This is a genomic window from uncultured Eubacterium sp. (assembly GCF_945980375.1).
In the GTDB taxonomy this organism is placed as follows: domain Bacteria; phylum Bacillota; class Clostridia; order Oscillospirales; family Acutalibacteraceae; genus Eubacterium_R.
On sequence record NZ_CAMFQO010000001.1, the window covers coordinates 45,444 to 66,995 of the forward strand.

At 42.2% G+C, this 21,552-nt stretch carries 19 protein-coding genes; 6 read left to right on the forward strand and 13 right to left on the reverse strand.

Annotated features, from left to right (window positions below; translation table 11 throughout):
* Nucleotides 1-56 precede the first annotated feature (56 nt).
* The 4 genes from Q0P34_RS00240 (at nucleotide 57) to Q0P34_RS00255 (ending at nucleotide 5,101) form a co-directional block, all read left to right on the forward strand.
* Nucleotides 57-797, forward strand: coding sequence for an amino acid ABC transporter permease (locus tag Q0P34_RS00240; protein ID WP_294951571.1), 741 nt, complete (start codon nucleotides 57-59; stop codon nucleotides 795-797).
* Complete coding sequence (locus Q0P34_RS00245) at nucleotides 787-1,530, forward strand: amino acid ABC transporter ATP-binding protein (RefSeq protein ID WP_294951326.1); 744 nt, start codon at nucleotides 787-789, stop codon at nucleotides 1,528-1,530. Before Q0P34_RS00240 ends, Q0P34_RS00245 begins: the two co-directional genes overlap by 11 nt.
* A 170-nt stretch (nucleotides 1,531-1,700) precedes the next feature.
* A complete protein-coding gene (locus tag Q0P34_RS00250; RefSeq protein WP_294951327.1) occupies nucleotides 1,701-3,485 on the forward strand; it encodes an MFS transporter in 1,785 nt (594 codons plus the stop codon).
* Nucleotides 3,482-5,101, forward strand: coding sequence for a leucine-rich repeat domain-containing protein (locus Q0P34_RS00255; protein ID WP_294951329.1), 1,620 nt, complete (start codon nucleotides 3,482-3,484; stop codon nucleotides 5,099-5,101). Before Q0P34_RS00250 ends, Q0P34_RS00255 begins: the two co-directional genes overlap by 4 nt.
* A gap of 63 nt (nucleotides 5,102-5,164) precedes the next feature.
* Here the strand turns inward: Q0P34_RS00255 and Q0P34_RS00260 are convergent, their stop codons facing one another.
* The 4 genes from Q0P34_RS00260 to Q0P34_RS00275 form a co-directional block, all read right to left on the reverse strand.
* A complete protein-coding gene (locus Q0P34_RS00260) occupies nucleotides 5,165-6,622 on the reverse strand; it encodes a trypsin-like peptidase domain-containing protein (protein WP_294951331.1) in 1,458 nt (485 codons plus the stop codon).
* A gap of 12 nt (nucleotides 6,623-6,634) precedes the next feature.
* Complete coding sequence (locus Q0P34_RS00265) at nucleotides 6,635-8,131, reverse strand: HAMP domain-containing sensor histidine kinase (protein ID WP_294951332.1); 1,497 nt, start codon at nucleotides 8,129-8,131, stop codon at nucleotides 6,635-6,637.
* Between the two features lie 9 nt (nucleotides 8,132-8,140).
* Nucleotides 8,141-8,836 (reverse strand): response regulator transcription factor, encoded by a 696-nt coding sequence (locus Q0P34_RS00270; RefSeq protein ID WP_294951334.1) that lies wholly within the window; start codon nucleotides 8,834-8,836, stop codon nucleotides 8,141-8,143.
* Between the two features lie 123 nt (nucleotides 8,837-8,959).
* Nucleotides 8,960-10,195, reverse strand: a complete 1,236-nt coding sequence (locus Q0P34_RS00275) for an ATP-binding protein (RefSeq protein ID WP_294951336.1) — start codon at nucleotides 10,193-10,195, stop codon at nucleotides 8,960-8,962.
* Nucleotides 10,196-10,354: 159 nt separating this feature from the next.
* On the opposite strand from Q0P34_RS00275, the gene Q0P34_RS00280 reads away from it, so the two are divergent.
* Nucleotides 10,355-11,011 (forward strand): FadR/GntR family transcriptional regulator, encoded by a 657-nt coding sequence (locus tag Q0P34_RS00280; protein ID WP_294951338.1) that lies wholly within the window; start codon nucleotides 10,355-10,357, stop codon nucleotides 11,009-11,011.
* Nucleotides 11,012-11,147: 136 nt separating this feature from the next.
* Nucleotides 11,148-12,167: a ketol-acid reductoisomerase gene (gene ilvC / locus Q0P34_RS00285; RefSeq protein WP_294951340.1), complete on the forward strand. Its 1,020-nt coding sequence runs from the start codon at nucleotides 11,148-11,150 to the stop codon at nucleotides 12,165-12,167.
* Between the two features lie 411 nt (nucleotides 12,168-12,578).
* Here ilvC and Q0P34_RS00290 read toward each other — a convergent pair whose 3' ends face one another.
* From Q0P34_RS00290 to Q0P34_RS00330, 9 genes are all read right to left on the reverse strand, one after another.
* Nucleotides 12,579-13,829, reverse strand: coding sequence for an ABC transporter permease (locus Q0P34_RS00290; RefSeq protein ID WP_294951342.1), 1,251 nt, complete (start codon nucleotides 13,827-13,829; stop codon nucleotides 12,579-12,581).
* A 12-nt stretch (nucleotides 13,830-13,841) separates the two neighbouring features.
* Nucleotides 13,842-15,875, reverse strand: a complete 2,034-nt coding sequence (locus Q0P34_RS00295; RefSeq protein WP_294951344.1) for a biotin/lipoyl-binding protein — start codon at nucleotides 15,873-15,875, stop codon at nucleotides 13,842-13,844.
* A gap of 146 nt (nucleotides 15,876-16,021) precedes the next feature.
* On the reverse strand, nucleotides 16,022-17,299 hold the full coding sequence (gene purD, locus Q0P34_RS00300; RefSeq protein WP_294951346.1) for a phosphoribosylamine--glycine ligase: 1,278 nt from the start codon (nucleotides 17,297-17,299) through the stop codon (nucleotides 16,022-16,024).
* Between the two features lie 22 nt (nucleotides 17,300-17,321).
* Nucleotides 17,322-18,026, reverse strand: a complete 705-nt coding sequence (locus Q0P34_RS00305; RefSeq protein WP_294951348.1) for an IMP cyclohydrolase — start codon at nucleotides 18,024-18,026, stop codon at nucleotides 17,322-17,324.
* An 8-nt stretch (nucleotides 18,027-18,034) separates the two neighbouring features.
* Entirely contained in the window at nucleotides 18,035-18,658 is a 624-nt protein-coding gene (gene purN / locus Q0P34_RS00310; protein WP_178667408.1) for a phosphoribosylglycinamide formyltransferase, read from the reverse strand.
* Nucleotides 18,652-19,689, reverse strand: coding sequence for a phosphoribosylformylglycinamidine cyclo-ligase (gene purM, locus Q0P34_RS00315; RefSeq protein ID WP_294951351.1), 1,038 nt, complete (start codon nucleotides 19,687-19,689; stop codon nucleotides 18,652-18,654). Before purM ends, purN begins: the two co-directional genes overlap by 7 nt.
* Nucleotides 19,690-19,709: 20 nt before the next feature.
* The gene (purE, locus tag Q0P34_RS00320) at nucleotides 19,710-20,207 is read right to left on the reverse strand and encodes a 5-(carboxyamino)imidazole ribonucleotide mutase (protein ID WP_294951353.1); all 498 of its coding nucleotides are present in this window, start codon (nucleotides 20,205-20,207) and stop codon (nucleotides 19,710-19,712) included.
* A 166-nt stretch (nucleotides 20,208-20,373) separates the two neighbouring features.
* Nucleotides 20,374-20,748 (reverse strand): metalloregulator ArsR/SmtB family transcription factor, encoded by a 375-nt coding sequence (locus Q0P34_RS00325; RefSeq protein WP_294951355.1) that lies wholly within the window; start codon nucleotides 20,746-20,748, stop codon nucleotides 20,374-20,376.
* A gap of 65 nt (nucleotides 20,749-20,813) precedes the next feature.
* Entirely contained in the window at nucleotides 20,814-21,530 is a 717-nt protein-coding gene (locus tag Q0P34_RS00330) for a histidine phosphatase family protein (RefSeq protein ID WP_294951357.1), read from the reverse strand.
* Between the last annotated feature and the right edge of the window lie 22 nt (nucleotides 21,531-21,552).

Consider the following 21,552-nt stretch of genomic DNA (forward strand, 5'->3'; position numbering starts at 1 on the left):
GGTTCGCCTTTAATTTTGGAGATACAGATATGTTAAATATTTATGATACATTTTTGATGAAGGCCCCTGCCTTTATTGAAAACTTCAAAAGTCAATTTGACCTCAACTTTATACAAAAGGACAGATGGAAATATATGCTGGAGGGATTGGGCAACACCCTGAAAATCACATTGGTTTCAGCCCTTATCGGTATTGTTATCGGTGTTGTTATTGCGGCAATCCGCTCCTCGTACGACAAAAATGAGGAAACCCTTAAGCTTCGTGGCGGTATCAGCTACCACATTATGAAGCTGCTAAACGGCATTTGCAAAATCTACCTGACAATAATCAGGGGAACACCTGTTGTTGTTCAGCTTCTTATAACATACTTTATTATTTTTGCATCTTCATCAAACGGTGTTGCGGTTGCTATCTTTGCATTTGGTATCAACAGCGGTGCTTATGTTGCAGAAATATTCAGAGGCGGAATTATGTCCATTGATGAGGGACAGTTTGAGGCAGGCCGTTCAATAGGATTTAACTACATCCAAACAATGCGCTACATAATTCTTCCGCAGATGTTCAAGGCTGTATTGCCTACCCTGCTTAATGAGTTTATCGCATTGCTTAAGGAAACATCGGTTGCCGGATATGTTGCCGTTACGGATTTAACAAAAGCAGGCTCAAGCATTTCGGCATCAACATATTCCTATTATATGCCTCTTTTGACGGTTGCATTAATTTATCTTGTAATCGTAATGCTTCTAACAAAGCTTGTGGGTATACTTGAAAGGAGGCTTCGTAAAAATGAGCGATAATGCTTTGATTACCGTAAACGGTGTAAAAAAGCACTACCTTGGTGGTGCGGTTAAGGCTCTTGACGGAGTTGACCTTGAAATAGACAAGGGCGAGGTTGTTGTTATTATCGGTCCGTCAGGCTCCGGTAAATCAACAATGCTTCGAAGCCTTAACCTTTTGGAGATACCTACCGAAGGTCATATCATTTTTGACGGCGAGGATTTAACAAATCCAAAGCTCAACATCAATCGTCACAGGCAGAAAATGGGTATGGTATTCCAGCACTTTAACCTTTTCCCTAATATGACAATTCTTCGCAATATGACTATTGCACCGATAAAGCTCCTCAAAAAAACTCCGCAGGAGGCAGAGCAAAAGGCACTCGAGCTTCTTGACGCAGTTGGTCTTAAGGACAGAGCAGACTCTTATCCAAGCCAGCTGTCAGGCGGTCAAAAGCAAAGGGTTGCAATTGTTCGTGCTCTTTGTATGGAGCCGGAGGTTATGCTTTTTGACGAGCCTACATCGGCTCTTGATCCCGAAATGGTCGGTGAGGTTTTACAGGTTATGCAGCAGCTTGCAAACGACGGAATGACAATGGTTATTGTTACTCACGAAATGGGCTTTGCAAAGGAGGTTGCATCAAGGGTAATCTTTATGGACGAGGGCAGAATTTTGGAGCAGGGCACCCCTGACGAAATCTTTAATCATCCAAAGGATCAAAGGCTTGTTGATTTTCTTTCGAAGGTTTTATAGCCCTAAATATTAATCATTAAACGGTATTTTGATGACAAAATGCCGTTTTTTTGTTTGTTAAAAATGCAGAAATTAAGGGTAAAAGTTTGGTAATATTTTCGTTAGGTTTTTGTTAAGTTTCACCGCTATATATGTTATTATTAAATAGAGACAATTTTAGGAGGGAAAAAATGTCTAACAACGGTTCTAAGGTAAAGGGGTTATTTACCGAAATAAAAACCCATTGGAAAACTCCTGCCAAGGGCAAATATGTTCCGTACAGGGAATATTTGGACATCTTGTTCGGTGTAGGTGCAAACTATGCCGGTAACAAAACATTGGAGTACATAAGCTTTGCCGCAGGCTGCTATTTGATGATGTATCATTACAAGCTGCCTTATTTGACCTATGCTATCATTACGCTCATCAATATGCCGCTCAATTACATTTGGGTGCTTATCGGATGGGTAATCAATGACAATCTTGGCTTTTTGCCAAAGAAAACGGAGCGAAATTTTAACATACTGTATCTGTTTTTAACTGTCGCCGGGCTTGGATTAATCTTTGGCGATTTTTCTGCATTTTTACCGGAGACAAACAAGGTGGTTGCCTACCTCAACGGACTTGAAGGAATTACCGCCGCTTCGGCAATAAAGATATTCGGTACACATATTTTGTGGAACGGCTGGGCAGGAGCGCGTAACATCTTTTGGCGCAAAAAGCTTGTTCCTAAATTCGGCAGATACAAGTACAGCCTTTATTGCGATGTAATACCAAAAACAATTATGGTATGGCTCATCGGCTGGCTTCCGTTCTATTCAACAATCACCGATATTTCAACAAGGGTTTGGGTTGCAAATCTTTTGTTCTCTATATACAATCTGTTTACATTTAACAACAACCTTGAAACCTGTACTCAAAACATCAGCCCAAATATGCGTGAGCGAATCTTTGTTAGGTCGTATCCTATCAAGCTATCTCACCTTTTCCAATCAATATTGGCAATTATCCTCCCTGCAATCATCGACAAATGCCCTAACGACTGGGCAGACATTGCCGTGTTCAAATGGATAATCCCTGTTACATTTACCGTTTTTGCCGTGCTGACAATGGTATTTGCAGGCAAGATAAAAGAAAGAATACCGCAACCGCCTCTTGAAAAGAAGGTTAAAATAAACTTCTGGGACGGTATGTTCGGCGTTTTGAGGAACAAATACAGGTGGATTCAAACAATTGTCGGTCTTCTTGACTCGCTTGGCAACGGTATGCTTGCGTTTACTACAATACTGTACCTGTATACCTTTAGATTAACCGGTCTGACTTACAGCCTTATAGTTGCGTTGGTAAGCTTTGCAGGAACTCCGCCGGATTTGTTCACCCCGTACTTTATAAAGAGGTTTTCATACAAGCAGGTTATGATATTCTATCAGCTGTCGCGTGCTGTATGCTACAGCGTTATTGTTTGCTGTTACCTGTTCTGCGGAGAAAACCTTATCCTTTGCGGTACGCTGTCGGTTATTATGCTGTTTATCACAGAGATGTTCCAAACAGTGCCGAAATCCATAAATCACGATATGGACATCCGTGTTAACGACTACCAAATGTACCTGTCGGGCGAAAGGCTTGAAAGCTTTGCAGGCGTATTCGGTTGGTTTACCGGACCTATAACATCTTTTGTAGGCCTTATAATTCCTCTGCTTTTGCTTAAATTTGGATTTAACACAAACTGGGATGTACTGTTCATTGATTCATCAAGAACAAAAATTATCGTTGTTCCTATCATCATTGACATTATAGGATACCTGTTGATGACGATACCGTTCATCTTTTGGGATTACACAGACGACAAGCAAAGCAAGGTTATGGAGGTTTTGCGCAAGCGTGAAGAGGTAACCCGCAAGGCATACAACGAGGAGCACGGAATAAAAGCCGATGCCGTTGAGGAAGAAAAGGAATTGGAGGAGGTTGTATCATGAGCAAAAAGAAAAAGCAAAAGCAAAATGACGACTTCCTTGCACAAGAGGCATTGGAAAATCAGGCAACAGCACAGGATTACACACTTGATATTCCCGACGATCAAATTTGGGATTATCAAATTGAAGGGCTGCAAAAGCCCCACATAAACAAGCCGTACGAAAATGCAAGGATAAAAAAGACTGTGTTTGTCATTGTTCTTTTGATTGCGATATTTGCGGCAATGTTCTTTTCCGTTAAGGCTGTGCACAGCGATTTGTACAAATACAAGGAGCTGCCCGACGGCACATATGAGCTTGTAAGATTTTCAAACACCGGCAGCATCACCGACCTTACAATCGACTATGTTGTAGACCTTAAAACAGGCGAAAAGGATTTGTCAAAGCCTATTACATCTATTCACGAATACGCCTTTAACGGTGATGAAACCCTGCACAACATTACTTTTGGCAAGGATGTTAAGTACATAGACAGCAAGGCAATTTACAGCTGCTGGTATGTGCGCAATGTTTGGATAGATGACGAAAATCCGTACTACTGCGACATTGACGGTGTTGTGTACAACAAGGATGTTACCGAGGCGGTATTCTATCCTAATTACCACGATTTACAGTTGATGATTGAAAACGGATATGCTACCGAGGAGGTTGACAAAAACGGCAACCGCAAATTTATATCAAAGGTTACCGACGAGAACGGCAAGCATGTTGACGAAAAGGGCAACAATCTTGTTGAAAGGATTTGGGGCACAAACAAGCTATACGACGAGCAGTTCTATCAAACCTACAACAGAACATGCCGAACATATGTTATTCCGTCTACCGTTACAAAAATAAACGAGCTTGCATTTGCATACAGCAATATTGTTGACCTGTACATTCCTGAGGGTGTAACAAAAATGGACAATATGGCAGTATTTAAGAATACTGTGCTCACAAACATTTTTACCTACACAACCGATACTCCTATTACAGACACAACATACAAGGCAATTGACAGTATGAAAACCATCTATTCATCACTACCTCAAAGCCTTGAATATATCGGCTCCGACTGTCTGTATTATACAAGGGCGCTCAACTATATGTACATACCTAAAAATGTAAAGACAATTAAGCACCACGCATTTTGGGACGCAGTATATAAGGAGGAAAAGGAGCTAAGAGGCATCACCTACTTTGACGTAGAGGCCGATGAGGAAAGCTTTAATGCAAACGTTACCACAGGTGACCAATGGCGTCCTCAGTACGACTATATGGCATTCAAAAAATCCGTACCGGTAAACTACGGTGTGGCAGAAAGAAAATCGCTTTACAGCGACAATGTTCACCGTCAGTATTATTGGACAGTGCAATGGGCAATAAACAATCTGCCCGATGATGTCAAAAAGGATATGGCATATTTAGTTAAGGATTTGGATAACGACTCCACCCCTGAATTAATCCTGAAGAATTACAAGGGTGAGGGCGACAAAATCCTTACGATGAAGCAAAACTATCTTGCAGATTACGAGGGCGAGGCAGATTATGAGGGTGACACATTCAGTGCCCTTGACGACAATTCACAGCTTGATTCAATCTACGACATAACAAAAACAGATAACGTAAATTATCAGTAACTGAAACAAAAACACCTTGGATTAAAAAAGTCCAAGGTGTTTTGCTTTGCTATATTAGAATTTTTAACCCTTGCTTTCGATAAGCTTGCACTTAACATCAAAGGTTTTAATTCTGTTGTTTTCTATTCTTGCGATTGTAAGGGTAATTGTATCACCGGGTGATGATTTGCTCAAAACATTTGTAAGAACATCTGTTGATGTCATTGTTTTACCGTTAACGGCAACAATCATATCATACTCACGGACATCCTTGTTTTTCAAATCCGAGTCTTCATCAATCTCGCCGATAATCATTGCACCCTGTGCATCCTTATAGCCCTCCTGCTCCAATGCTGCAAGAATTGCAGATGCGTTTGATGCATTTGTAATGTTGTTGTACTTTATGCCAAGCTTCGCTCTGCCCTCAACATAGCCGTTCTTTTTAAGGCTGTTAGCAGTCTTTACGGCTGTGTTGCTCGGTACGGAAAAGCCCATGCCCTCATAATCGGTTGAAGCAATCTTTGATGAATTAATGCCGATTACCTGACCCTTCATATTAAACAACGCACCGCCTGAATTACCGGGATTGATTGCGGCATCGGTTTGGATACACTCGTTGTTATATCCGATTGATGATGAAACAGGACGGTCAAGGGCAGACACAATACCGGTTGTTACGCTATTCATAAACTTACTGCCGCCCGGACATCCGATAACAACAACCTGCTCGCCAACAACAATACTGCTACTGTCGGCAAACTCTGCAACCTTGAGTCCCGTCGCACTGATTGAAAGAACGCCTATATCGGTTTGACTGTCGTAGCCAACCATTTTTGCATCATAGGTTTTGCCATCATTTGTTGTAACCTTAAACTCTGAAGCGTCTGCGATAACGTGAGCAGCAGTCATAATGTATGTTGTGCCGTTGCTCTCGCTCATTATAACGCCTGAGCCCTCGCCCGAAAGGACAGGCTCCGATGAATTTGAGTCCTGACCTGAGCCGAAGCTGTAAAAATAATCATAAGCTGTTTGATTGGAATATACAGAAATCAAAACGCAGGAATCAATCGACTTTTTAACAACACCTGCAACAGTAAGATTTCCGTTTTCGTCCTCGGTTGCAACATCATTGCCCTTATCGCTGATAACTGCATCGCCCTTATCGGTGGATTCCTGAGAGCTTTGCGAAGAATTGTCCTTGCTGTTGCTGTCAATATTTCCGCCGATAGCTGCCGCCATTCCGAAAATAGATACAACCACAACAACAATAGCAACTACGATAACCACCTTAAGCGATTTGTTTTTTGGCTTTTTGGGTGGCTTTGGCATAGGATTTACCGGTTGCTGATACATAGGCGGTGTGTAATATGTGCCTGTGCTTTTATTGTTGGTAGGTCTGTAATACTGCTGATTTTGCTGTTGACCGTAAACATTTTGCGGATTTTGCTGAGGCGGTGTTTGCCTCGGCGGAGCATAATGATACTCCCCGTTAGGCGAGCTGCCCGAGCTATTTACATTTTGATTGTTATTATATTCGTCCATAACAAATCTCCTTTAATTTGATTTAGGCAGGGTGAACACAAATTCTGCCTCCGACTTACTGTCAGACCTTGCAAAAATTCTGCCACCGTGCATTTCAACCATAGTTTTTACAATATATAAGCCAAGACCTGCACCCTTTGCATCAAGCGAACGCGATTTGTCCACCTTATAAAACCTTTCAAACACTCTTGAAAGCTCTGACGCATCGATGCCGTCACCGCTGTTCTTTATACTAACCTGAATACTGTCGCCAATGTCCGAAACGTTAATTTGAATATATCCGTTATCGTTTGTAAACTTAACCGCATTATCAAACAGGTTGTATATAACCTGATATATCATATCGGTGTCGGCAACAATGTGGTGAGGCTCTAAATCCTCAAGACCTCTGATTTCAATATTCTTCTTTTCTATTTTTTGCTCAAAGGTCAAAAGAATATGTATAATTTGGTCAGAAAGATTGTAAGACTTTGGTTTCATTTGGAAATCGCCCGACTCAATCTTGCTCATATTAAGCATTGCTACTACAAGACGGGACAGACGCCTAACCTCGTCAGACACAATCTTCAAATAATATTCTTCCTTGTCCTTGGGAATAGTGCCGTCAAGTATTCCGTCAATAAAGCCTGCAATAGATGTCATTGGAGTTTTAAGCTCGTGCGAAACATTGGCAACGAACGAACGCCTTGAGCTTTCAAGCTTGTCAAGTGCGTCTGCCATATCGTTAAAGGCATATCCCAAATCGGCAAGCTCATCATTGGTGTTAACGTTTACTCTGTATGAAAAATCACCCATAGCAAAGCGCTTTGCTGCGGCACTCATTTGCTGAAGCGGTGTTACCATACGCTTTGTAAGGCTCCAAATAAGTATGCTTGCAACGGCAAGGCACAGCACGCTGATAATAAGGAATGACCTGATTACAAGCGAAACAACACCCTGTGTGCCTGTCGGTGTTACGGCAAAAACCGAGCCTATAATTTTGTTATTATCGGATAAACTGTAAGCATCAAACGATGATTTTATTGCTGTACCTACAACATAATACGACTCGCCGTTTATTATAGCCTTACTGACAGAAGCCCCCTCGTACACTCGCTGAAGCTGCTTGTCACCGATTACAAAATGTTTGTGATTGTTGCACACCATATTGCCCGTAACAAAGCCCTTTAAGCCTATTTGATCCTTGCACATAATTACGCTGCCACCGGCATCGCAAACAAAAACATCCGCATCAATACAGCCTGACACCATAGACAAATTTTCGCATATTGCCTCTTTGTCAGACGAATACTGGCTGTTCATATTATTGACAATCATATTTTGCGATATTGTCTTTGCAAGAGTTTTTACATTTTCGCTCAAAAGGTCTGTCTTTTCGCTAAGCGAATAGGCATTTACTATCGTTATAAGCACCGAGCCCATAACAATAAGGGTTATGGAAAAAACCGCAACAAAAAGCAAATAATATTTTGTAAAAAGGTTTTGCCTTTTTCCTTTTTTTAATGCCATAGCAGTTTATTAATCCTTTGTTTCAAATTTGTAGCCTACGCCCCATACGGTCTTTAAGCACCATTTGTCAGATACGCCCTCAAGCTTTTCACGAAGTCTTTTAACATGAACATCAACCGTACGTGAATCACCGTAATAATCAAAGCCCCATACCTCGTCAAGAAGCTGATCTCTTGTATAAACTCTGTTAGGGTTTGAAGCAAAGTGATAAATAAGCTCAAGCTCTTTAGGCGGAGTGTCAACTGCAACACCCTTAACCTTCATTTCGTAATTTGTAATATTAATTTCAAGGTTGTCGTAAATTACGGTTTTCTTTTCGTTTTCGGTGCTTTCGCCCTCGCCGTTTGTTCTGCGCAAGACAGCCTTTACTCTCGCCATAACCTCCTTGGCGTCAAACGGCTTTACTACATAGTCGTCGGCACCGAGCTCAAGGCCGAGAACCTTATCAAAGGTTTCGCCCTTTGCAGTAAGCATAATGATTGGAGCAGAAGAAATCTTCCTGATTTCTCTGCATACCTGCCATCCGTCCTTTTTGGGAAGCATTATATCAAGAAGCACCAAATCCGGAGTTTTGTTTTGGAAGGTATCAACAGCCTCCTGTCCGTCATTTGCCGTGAACACCATATAGCCTTCGTTTTCAAGATAAAGCTTTAAGAGCTCACATATATTCAAATCGTCATCTACCACAAGAATTTTGTTTGCCATAATCTTTCTCCTTTCAATTATGTTTGTAGTTATAATAACAAACGATTTTGTTCACAATTTGTATTTTGAGTAAACAAAAAGTTAAAATTTTTAACATTTAATTAATTCATATTTATCAAATTTTTACCATTCTATGCCTCGTTTTTCACAGCCCTCAACATAATCGATAAACTGACGGGCACACCTCGGAGAGCGTCCTCCTCTTCTTCTTGCCCACTGCTCTGCACCAAACAGCAGCTTTTCGGTATCGCAGGCAAGTCCTCTGTCAAGAGCAATCTTTTCAACAATATCTTCAAAATCCTTTTTGTCGGGATTAATAAAGGTAACGGACAATCCGAATCTGTCGGACAGAGAAAGCTCCTCCTGTAATGTATCCGAACGGTTTACATCGTTTTCTCTGTCGGAAAAATTCTCTTTGATAAGGTGCCGTCTGTTAGATGTTGCATAAATAAGGGTGTTGCCCTGTCTGCCTGACAGAGAGCCCTCAAGCGCTGCCTTTAATTCTCCAAAGGAATCATCGTGATTGTCAAAGCTCAAATCGTCAATGAAAATAATAAACTTCATAGGGCTGCCGGCAATTCGCTCTCTGATCATAGTAAGGTCGTTAATATCGCCCTTTGATATTTCTATCATACGAAGGCCTTGATTTTTGTATTCATTAAGAATTGCATGAACGGTTGAGCTTTTGCCTGTGCCTCTGTCACCGTACAGCAAAACGTTGTTTGCCGGCAGGTCCGAAAGAAAAGCAACCGTATTATCAACAACCTTGCTTCGCTGGACCTCGTAGTTTTTCAAATCGGTTAAGCGAATCGGGTCAATAGCGGTTATCGGAACAAATTCCTCATTCCTCCAGGTGAATGCAACAAACTTTGCAAACATTCCGTATCCGTTTGTTTTGTGAAAGCTTTTAAGCTCCTCAATCTGCTCTGCCCAATTCTCCTTTAGAGGAAGCATCGCTCTGCCGTTGGAATTCCACATCGGCATTGTTTGCAGAATTTGAGAAATGTCGCTGTCCTCCTCTGCCCTGTAAATATCCTGTGCAGAAATCGATGCAATAGCCTCAAGCTTTTGCAAATCCGACTTAACACCATCAATTATTGCAGGGTCAAGCTCATCACATTTACCGGCGGCGGCAGCCTTTGTAAAAACATTATCATCGGTCAATATTAGCTTTGACACATAATGTCTAAAGGAATGATGCGAGGAAATCAAATTAAAAAATCTGCTTTGCTTGATAAGTACAGCCTCGCTGTCAAGCGAATTAAGCAAATCATAAAGAGCTCCTATTATCTCGTCCTGCTTAAAATCATATACGCAAAGCGACTCAATGTAATACCTGATTTTTACCGCCTTGTTCATTACATCACCTTCTATGCAATTATATAATTAATTACATTGTATATCATTTGTTCATAATTTACAAGAGCAATGTAAAAATATTTTTTGTGGTATGATGTCCGACAACATATTGACTTGTATGATGTTTTATGGTATTATCATAAAAAAGGAGTGAGAGCTATGGCAGACACGAACAAGCTATCGGATATTACCGCAGGCAAAATACGCTCTATGATAGAAAACGAGCACAGGTTTTCTGTGGGTGACAAGCTGCCTAACGAAAATGATTTTGCATCAGAGCTTGGCATAAGCAGGTCAACCCTCAGAGAAGCCATTAGGATTTTAACATTAAGCGGAGTGCTTGAAATCCGGAGAGGAAAAGGCACTTATGTTACGGCAAACACCACCATTGAGGGCACCGACCTCGGTGAAATAAGCAGCGGACTTGACGACCTGTTTGAAATGAGATTAATGTTTGAGCCGGACTGCGCATACTTTGCCGCACAGCGTGCAACAGACGAGGAAATCGCCATAATCTGCAAATACGGTGAGGCTGTTGAAGCAAAGATTAAATCAGGCGAGGACAGAACATACGAGGAGCAAAAATTTCACGAAAGCATTGCAAACGCAACTCACAATGCCTTCGTCAGTCAGTTTATGCCAATCATTTTTAACGCAATAAAAAAGGGCGTTCTTGTTATGCAAAAGGATGAAATTGTCAGCAAGGACAACCTAAACGACGACAGGCTGATTATGGACTTTTTGAAGGCTCGCAATGCAGAGGGTGCAAGGACGGCAATGAGGCTGCACATCCTTCATGCAATGGAGGGTTTGTAAAAAAATACAAAATACCTATTGACATAAGACATCATACGATATATAATGTGAATTAATCAATAAATATGTTGGTTGTATGACAAGATGTCTAACAACCGTACATACCAAAATATTTTTATTAACGGAGGAAAGAAATATGGCAGAAGCTAAAATCTTTTATGAATCAGATTGTAATTTGAGCATGCTCGACGGCAAGACAGTTGCTATCATCGGCTTTGGCTCACAGGGTCACGCACACGCACTCAACCTTCACGAGAGCGGCGTAAATGTTATCGTTGGTCTTTATGAGGGCTCAAAGTCATGGGCTCACGTAGAAAGCCTTGGTCTTAAGGTTATGACTACATCAGAGGCAGTTAAGGCTGCAGATGTTATTATGGTTCTTACTCCTGATGAGAAGCAGGCTGCTATCTACAAGAACGACATCGCTCCATATCTTACAGAGGGCAAGGCACTTGCATTTGCTCACGGCTTTAACATCCACTACAAGCAAATCGTTCCACCTGCAAACGTAGACGTATTTATGATTGCTCCAAAGGCTCCGGGTCACACAGTAAGATCAGAGTACAAGGAGGGCAAGGGTACTCCTTGCTTGGTTGCAGTATATCAGGATGCTACCGGTCACTGCCTTGATACAGCACTTGCTTACGGTGCAGGCATCGGCGGTGCAAGAGCTGCTATCCTTGAAACAACATTCAAGTGCGAAACAGAAACTGACCTCTTCGGTGAGCAAGCTGTTCTTTGCGGCGGTGTTACAGCTCTTATGAAGGCAGGCTTTGAAACACTTGTTGAAGCAGGCTATGACCCAAGAAATGCTTACTTCGAGTGCATCCACGAAATGAAGCTTATCGTTGACCTTATCTATTCAGGCGGTTTCTCAAAGATGAGATACTCAATCTCAAACACAGCAGAGTTTGGTGATTATGAGACAGGCAAGAGACTCATCACTGACGAAACAAAGAAGGAAATGAAGCAGATTCTTCGTGAAATTCAGGACGGTACATTCGCTTCCAAGTTCATCACAGAGGCTAACAACGGTTGGGCTCACTTCAAGGCTACAAGAGAGCTTGAGGCTTCTCATCAGCTTGAAGAGGTTGGACAGGGCATCAGAGCTATGTACAGCTGGTCAAAGGGCGAAGACAAGTACGCTGAAAAGTAATAAATTACCCCTAAATGATTTAACGGCACAGTATCTTTACTGTGCCGTTTAGCGTGTCGAAAAAGTTAAATTATAAATTTCGACACGCTGGTAGACTGTTGAGAAATGGAGCTGAATTTCGCATTCTTGCGAGTGGGAGCTGTACGATGGTACTGCCCCCGAGCAAAAGGCGAAAAACGCCAAAAACAGATTGAACTCGATGTTCAATCTGTTTTTATATCCCCTCAGTCACCTGCGGTGACAGCTCCCCTTTATTGCATAAAAGGGGCGCCAAATATATCTTCTTTTGGCGTGTTTCAGCCCACTTTATCGACAGTCTGACGGCACAGTCAATGGACTGTGCCGTTTTATAATTTGATGCAATAAAATAAGCTCTCTGCCTACATTCAGGAAGAGAGCTTTACTGTTATTCTATTCTGTTCTAAGTGCTTCGATAGGACTTAACTGTGCTGCCTTTCTTGCCGGATAAATACCGAAGAACAAGCCTACACCTGATGAGAACAGGAGTGCAAGAAGTATCAGCCAAATGCTTATCTTTGGCGTTATATCAATAATAGCACACGCGCCAAACGCACCGACGACGCCAAGGACGACGCCTATAAATCCGCCTATCAGGCAAAGGATTATCGATTCGGTTAGGAATTGCATTGTAATAACCCTTGTTTTTGCGCCGAGAGATTTACGAATACCTATTTCCCTTGTACGCTCTGTTACCGACACAAGCATAATGTTCATTACACCGATACCGCCAACAATAAGAGAAATTGCACCTACACCGGCAATGAAGATTGTAAGAACCTTCATAATAATATCCACAATTTCAATGTATGTTGCCATATTTTGAGCAGTATACATTCCGTTTTCATAATTACCGTGAACAGCCTTGAGATAGTTTACCGTTGCATTACCTACGGCGTCATAATCCTTGCCCTCCTCTGCAATTACAAAAACACTGGAGAGGTTGGCACTTGCACCTGTAATTTGAGTAAGAGTGGTACAAGGCATAAACAATGCAATAACAGGCTTGTCAGAGCCGTTTTGGAACATCTGTCCGATATTTCCGCCACCGCCGAGAGAGTTTGCCATTGCGTCAATATTTGCAACACCGCAAACCTTAATCTTCATAGATTTACCCGATGATGACACGGTTATGCTTTGACCTGTTGCATCCTCATATCCAAATACATTTCTCGCTGATTCAATACCCATAACAGCGCACGGAGCATTTGCAGCATATTCCTCGTCTGTAAAAAATCGTCCGTATTCACAGGTATTTGTCATTGCAAACTGAACATCACTGTTTACGCCAACCATCATTACGGTTGCCTCTGTTGCAGTTGCATCAATTGTAGCATTACCAAAGCCCATTAGCATTGGCGAGCAACGTTCAACACCCGACACCTTGGTTTTGATATTATCAACATCGTCAAGTGTAATATAGTCGTTATCAGTTGCCTGTGTTGCATCGACTGACACAAGCACCGCATTTGAGCCCATATCCTCAATAAGTCCAACGATATAGTCACGCACGCCGGTACCTGCACCGACTATCATAATAACAGAGGTGATACCGATAATAATTCCAAGCATGGTAAGAACGGAACGCAGCCAGTTTGCTTTTATACACTTTACAGCGATTTTTAAGCTTTCTGTAAAATTCACCTATATTACCTCTTATTTAATTTTATTTGTCACAACTCTTACCTTGAAGGTTTCTTCCTCATAATCGGTTTGAGGTGTAGCGACAATTTGCTGACCCACCGTCAAGCCTGATACAATCTCGTATGAGGTATCGGAGGTTGCGCCTGTTTGAATCTGTGTCTTTGTAACAGTTTCTTCCTCAGGGTCATAAACGTAAACGAATGTACCCTGCTTTTCAAGAACAATAGATTCAATAGGAACTGCCGGAACGTTGTTGAATGTACCTGTAACGATTTCTACATCGGCATCAAAGCCTACAATAATGTTTTCGTCAGGGTGGTCAACTATAATTTTACACTCAACACCTGCACCTGAATTTGTAAGTGATGACAAACCACTGATGCCTGCCATAGAGCCTACAGAATCAAGCATTGAAGTTTCAGAGCCTCCTGTTGCAGTTGGAGCAATAGATGCTACAAGACCGTCATATGTACCGTATGCAGTTTTAACGGTTGCGGTCATGCCCTCCTTAACCTTGTGAACATCATATTCACCAAGAGAAATTGTAACAACTCTTGTATTCATATTTTCAAGGGTTATACCTGTTTGAAGAGCAGTTGTCTGTGCACCGGAGGTAATATCACAGGTTGTAATAACGCCATTGAATTCTGCCTTCCAACCATCTGCAAGCTCGTCTCTTGCGTCCCTAACGGTTTCGTACGCATTTTTCGCAGCATTTGTTGCCTGTCTTTGAGCATTTACTGTTGAAGCAGACGCAGTAACGGTGTACACCTCTCTTTGAGCATAAAGAGCAGCAAGTTGAATTTGAGCAAATGCCTTGATGAATCCGTCCGACTCTGCAATGCCTTTGCCGACCTTTTTCCAATCAACAGACTTAACAGCGGCTTCTATCATCTGTACTGCCGCACCGCTGTCAATAAATTCTATCATACCCTGCTTGAACGCCTCGGTTACAGCCTTGCCGACAGCCTCCGCAATCTTATCTGCGCTGAGGTTGCCCACTGATATTTCGTACATAATTACATTGGCAACAATAGTAATCGTGTTTGTTAAAGAATCAACATCTTTTGCGATTTGGCTAAGGTCGTTTGCCAAGCCTGTTAAAAGAACTACGATTTGCTTTGAAGCTTCACCGAGATCCTTAAGTGAATCAAATACAGGTTGAAGCTGTTCAAGGGCTACCTCGAGCTTTGCCTCCGATTCATTAAAGCCTGCCTCGCGTTTTGCACCGCACACTGTACACGGTGTGTTCAACGCACTTGATTCAAAATTATGTACTTCCTTTAATACATAATGACACTTTGAACATTTATAGGTGTGCACACTGTTATCAAGCTTTTTAGGATTTTCATAAAGGTGTGATTCCTGAACCATTGCACCACACTTTTGGCAGGTTGCATAGTGATACGAAATACCGCTTTGACTATATGGTCCGCCGGGTACATGGTTGCATTTTTCTGTTACTGTGGTTGTGGTTGTAGTGGTTGTAAAAATGCCTCCCGAATTACTTGTTGTAGAGGTTGTGGTTGGAGCAGTTGTGGTTTGCTTCTTTGTGGTTTTTGTGGTGGAGGCCTTCTTTTTCTCTTCCTTTTCTATTTTCTTCAAGGTTTTTTCTGCCTTGGCTATACTTGAATTAATACTTTTAAGTTGCTTTGCCGCCTCTGCCTGATGTTGAACTGCCTCTTGATAAGAAGCATTGGAGCTTGTATATGCGGCATTGAGGCTTGCAACCTGCTGGTCAAGAGCACTTGTATCAAATGATGCAAGCAAATCTCCCTTCTTTACCTCATCGCCTACCTCGACATAAACCTTTTTTACCGTAGCAACAGAGCCGGGCTTGTATTCCTTTTTTACACCGGAGCTAACCTTACCTGTTGAAGAAACGGTTTGAACAATATTGTCGGTAGAAATGGTGTAAAGTGTTACATCAGTCCTCTTTCCCCTGCTTCCGATAACAATACCTGTTACGGCAATAGCTACTACGAGTATTACAGCAATTACTGCAGAAACAATTTTTTTGGTTTTACTCTTTTTTACAGTCGCCATAATCTAACCCCCCAAAATTAATTTGATACAAAAATGAGCGCACTGATACAGCTCATATTATTATTTCCAAATTAAGTATATTTCCATTTTGTATAATTGTCAATAACAAATTGTATTTTTTGTCAAAATTGATAAATTGTTCATAATTAGTTCAAGGCTTTCAAAGCTTTTTTGCCAATATCTTTTCTGTAATGAGCACCGTCAAACTTGATTTTTTCAACGCCTGCGTATGATTTTTCAAGTGCTTCCTGCAGGCTGTCGCCAAGAGCAGTAACACCCAACACTCTGCCGCCTGCGGTAACAAGCTTATCACCATCGAGCCTTGTGCCTGCGTGATATACGGTAACACCGTCAAGCTGACCTTCGGTTAAGCCTGTAATCTCTATCCCCTTTGGGTATGATTTTGGATAACCGCCCGAAGCCATAATAACGCATGAGCAGGCTCTGTCATCCCATTCGATATCCAAATCGGCAAGTGTTTCATCATTAATTGCCTCAAATATATCAACAATATCTGTCTTAAGTCTCGGAAGAACTACCTGTGTTTCAGGGTCACCGAAGCGACAGTTGTATTCAATTACCTTTGGACCCTTAGGAGTAATCATCAAGCCAAAATACAGGCAACCCTTAAAGGTTCTGCCCTCGCTGTTCATCGCCTCAATGGTAGGGACAAAAATCTTTTCCATACATTCCTCGGCAACAGCGTCTGTATAATACGGGTTTGGAGAAACCGTACCCATACCGCCTGTATTAAGTCCCTTATCACCGTCAAGAGCACGCTTATGGTCCATAGATGTAACCATAGGCTTTACGCACTTACCGTCGGTAAAGGCAAGAACGGAAACCTCCGGGCCTGTGAGAAATTCCTCAACAACAACATTGTTACCGGAGTCGCCGAAAATTTTATCCTCCATAATTTCCTTAACACCCGCAATAGCCTCGTCAAGCGTTTCGGGAATAATAACGCCCTTACCGAGAGCAAGACCGTCAGCCTTGATAACGGTAGGAAATTCATTCTTTTCCTTAATATAATCAATTACATCGGCAGGGTTGTTAAACACCTTGTATTCGGCAGTAGGGATATTATACTTTTCCATAAGATCCTTGGAAAACACCTTTGAGCCCTCAATAATTGCCGCATTTGCTCTCGGACCGAAGGTTGCAAAGCCTGCATCGTTGAGCGCATCTACCATACCGAGCACCAACGGGTCGTCAGGAGCAACCACAACAAAGTCTGCCTTGATTTCTCTTGCAAGATTTACAACGCCGTCGATATCCGTTGCACCTATATTAAAGCACTCTGCATCATATGAAATACCGCCGTTACCCGGACAGCATGCAATATAATCTACCTTTTCGGACTGCTTGATTTTCTTAATCAAAGCATGCTCTCTTCCGCCCGATCCTACTACCAATACTCTCATAACGTCCTCCGTATACGAATAATTAATTGTTCTTGTTTATAATTCTTGTTTCTTCCTCGCCTGTTGCAAGGTCAATATATCTTGTAAAAAGCGAAACCTTGTTGTCATCATTCAGATTTTCCCAAATCATAGAGGTGAATTCGTCAATACTCTCGTTGCCGATAGCAACAGGAGTGGGCTCACCCTCAAATGAAGGAATAGGATTGCCGTCGCACTTGTAGGTGTGAATAAAGTGGCCGAGCCCTGCCCTTGCGGGATATTCAAAGAAATATCTTACGCACTGCGGCTCACCGTTATTTGATTTGAGAATTGACATATTGTAATCGCCGTTTGCCGCAACCACACCGGAAATTCTCGGAGTGTAGTTTGGCTCATCAGGCTCAAATTCACGAGTTCTCAGTGCTTCAATATAAGTCTTGCCCTGTGCAAGAAAATCGTAAATTGTATCTGTTTGGTCGCCGTTTGTTACGATAGTTGTATCGTCAAGCTTTAGAACAGGGTTATAAATAATGAGGCTCGGGTCCTCCATTTTGCTTTCATCAAATGCCTTTGTTCGAATACCGCCCCTGTCATTAACCTCAAATATTCTGTTACGGGAATTAACCGAACGGCCCATAATAAAATATGCAATAACAGCTTTTTTGCCATCGGCAGTTTTACCCAAAACTATTCCGCGGCCGGGGTATGTATTTGTGTTAAGCTCGGTTGCTAAAGACTCTGTTTTCATATTACACCTCAAATAATCTCTGTTTTATTTCCGTTAATTTTTATTCTGCCCTCGCAAAACAGCGAAACGGCTTTTGGTAAAATTTCCCATTCTGCCTGACGCATAACACGGTATTGAAGGATGTCCTCATTATCGCCCTGCTCTACGGGAACGGCCTTTTGCAGAATAATAGCACCGCCGTCTGTGATTTCGTTTACAAAATGAGCAGTTGCACCCGTAACCTTTACACCGCTGTTAAGCACCGCAGTATGCACCCTTTTGCCGTAAAATCCGTCACCGCAAAACAAAGGGATAAGGCTCGGATGAATATTAATAATTCTGTTTTTATATTCGTTAATCAAATCCTCACCGAGGATTGACAAAAAGCCTGCAAGAACAATAAGGTCAATGTTTCTGCCCTCAAGTGCATCAAGCACTGCCCTGTCGTACTCTGCCTTACTGCCATAAGCCTTACGGCTGACAACGGTGCTTTCTATGCCCGCTTTTTTTGCTCTTTCAAGAGCATATGCTCCCTCGTTTGATGCAAGCACAAAGGTAATTTTTCCGTTTTTGATTTCGCCTCTGTCCTGCGCGTCAATAAGAGCCTGGAGGTTTGTTCCGCCACCGGAAACAAATACTGCTATATTTAGCATATTTCTACTCCCTTTTCGCCATCCTTAATTTCGCCGATAACTGTTGCCTGCTCGCCGTTTGCATTAAGAATTCTTACAGCCTCGTCAGCCTTGTCGGCATCAACTGCAAGCATAAGACCTGTACCCATATTAAAGGTGTTGTACATATCGTGCTCCGGAATATTGCCTGTTTTTTGGATAAGGTCAAAAATAGGAAGCTTGAAGCACTTGTCCTTTTCAATAACAGCAAGGGTGTTATCGTTGAGCATTCTCGGTACATTTTCGTAAAAGCCGCCGCCCGTAATGTGAGAGATAGCATTTACCCTAACGCTGTCCATAAGAGTGAGAAGAGGCTTAACATAAATTCTTGTAGGAGTAAGCAATGTCTCGCCGAGAGTTGTGCCAAGCTCATCATACTTAACGGCGATTGTCTGTGAATTAATATTAAAAACCTTACGGATAAGTGAAAAACCGTTTGAGTGAATGCCTGAAGAAGCGACACCGATAATTGCATCGCCTGCCTTAAGATGCTCGCCCGAAACAAGCTTGTCCTTCTCGCCTATACCTACTGTAAAGCCTGCAAGGTCATATTCCTCATCAGGCATCATACCCGGATGCTCTGCCGTTTCACCGCCGACAAGTGCACAGCCCGACTGAACACAGCCGTCCGCAACACCCTTGACGATTTGCTCAATCTTTTCAGGATAATTCTTGCCACAGGCAATGTAATCGAGGAAGAAAAGCGGCTTTGCACCTGAGCAGGCAACGTCGTTTACGCACATAGCAACACAGTCGATACCGATTGTGTCGTGCTTGTCCATAAGAAATGCAAGCTTAATTTTTGTGCCTACACCGTCTGTACCTGAAACAAGAACAGGATTTTTATATTCATTGGCAGGAATTTCGAACATTCCTCCGAAGCCGCCGATTCCGCCGAGAACACCTGCAATATTTGTTCTCTTTACGTGTGACTTAATGAGTTCTACCGATTTGTAGCCGGCTGTAACATCTACACCTGCTGCAGCATAGCTGTCGCTAAAGCTTTTTTCCATAACAATATCCTCCTAAACGGTTATATTTCCTTTAATTTTTCCTGAAGCGCCCTGTCCTTTTCCTCAACCTGCTTTGCCATATCCTTGCGCATTGCAACAAGCTTATCCATAAGCTCATCATCACCGACTGCCAAAATCTCCGCTGCGAGCAGAGCCGCATTTTTGGCAGCATTTACGCCGACTGTGGCAACAGGTATTCCGGGAGGCATCATAACGGTTGCAAGCATTGCATCCATACCGTCAAGCACCTTTGCAGAGCATGGGATGCCGATAACCGGAAGAGTTGTTGAAGCGGCCAAAACACCGCCGAGGTGAGCAGCCATACCCGCTGCTGCAATAATAACACCAAAGCCGTTATCTATTGCATTTTTTGAAAACTCGTGAGCAGCCTCGGGAGTACGGTGAGCAGACATAACTCTAACCTCTGTTTCTATTCCCAAATCCTTAAGCTGTTTTATGGCAGGGGTAACGATTGGCAAATCGCTGTCCGAGCCCATAATGATTGCAACCTTTTTCATAAAAATGTCCTTTCCGTATGTCGAATTTGGCTTACGACATATTTTTCCATATTAAATATTTATATTATAATATGTTCACCTTATTATTTCAAGTATTATATATTATAATATAAAAAATATTACGGAACATCAAAAATGCTCCGTAATACTATTAATGTATCAAAAATTATTTTTCTTCCTCTATATGCTCAAGCCCCATTGCAATTATCGTTCGCACATGCTCGTCGGCAAGAGAATAAAAAATCGACTTTCCCTCTCTCCTATTTTTTACAAGCTTGCTTTGCTTAAGTATCTTCAGCTGATGAGATATTGCCGATTGAGTCATATTTAGAGTTTCTGCAAGGTCGCAAACACAAACCTCTGCCTCAAACAGAACAAACAAAATCCTTATTCTTGTTGAATCGCCAAACACCTTAAAGAGCTCCGACAAATCGTACAGCTCTGTTTCGTCAGGCATATGAGCATTTACCTTTTCAAGCAGATTTTTATGTATGCAGGCTTCCTCACAGCACTCCGAAAGTCTGTCGTTTTTCTGCGTCATTATATCACTTCCGCATAAATGTATTATCTGTATTATACATAAAAAGCAAAGCAGAGTCAACAGCATCAATGTCTTGTGTCATCATCAAAGCACTCACAAAACCGTGCAGCAAACGCCGGCTCCTCATCTGCCGCATACAAATGGCTGATGTCGCCAAACTGCTGTGTACGGAATATTGCCGTGCCCTGCTCGCGTTCCTCTGTGATAAGTGTAGTTACAGATGTGGGCAGTGCTACAAAATTGTGCCACAGCACCATCGGAGAGCATCCGAAAATATGCGAAAGAATAACACATTCAACACCAAAATGGCAAAACAAAACTATCGTATCGTGGTTTGAATTAACAACCTCAAAATGATTGTTTTTATGTACATAGCCGTGCTTTTCAAGAAGCTTGTCAACTCCTTTGCAAACCTTTTTGTATCGTTTTTCAACATTTCCGCTTTGCATCAAATCGGTTTTCAGCCAAGCATTCGGTATGTAAAAATCAGGGTTATCGGTCCACTCTCGAGGCAGCTTATCCCATGCTCCCTTTAGCTTTCCGCCCTCCTTAACCTTGCCATCAAATTCCCTCGCCCACGTTAACGTCTTTGCCTTGCGGTCAAGCTTTTCAAGGGTTTTCGAAGCGGTGTCCTTTGCTCTGCCGAGCGGTGAGCAATAAAACTCCTTTACATCAAGCTTGATTAGCCTTTGTGACAAAAGCTCTGCCTCTCGCCAGCCCTTTTCGGTAAGAGAATCTATTGAATAATCAGGGTCGCCGTGACGCACAATAATAAACCTCAAAGCTCATCACCTCTTGGGGTGA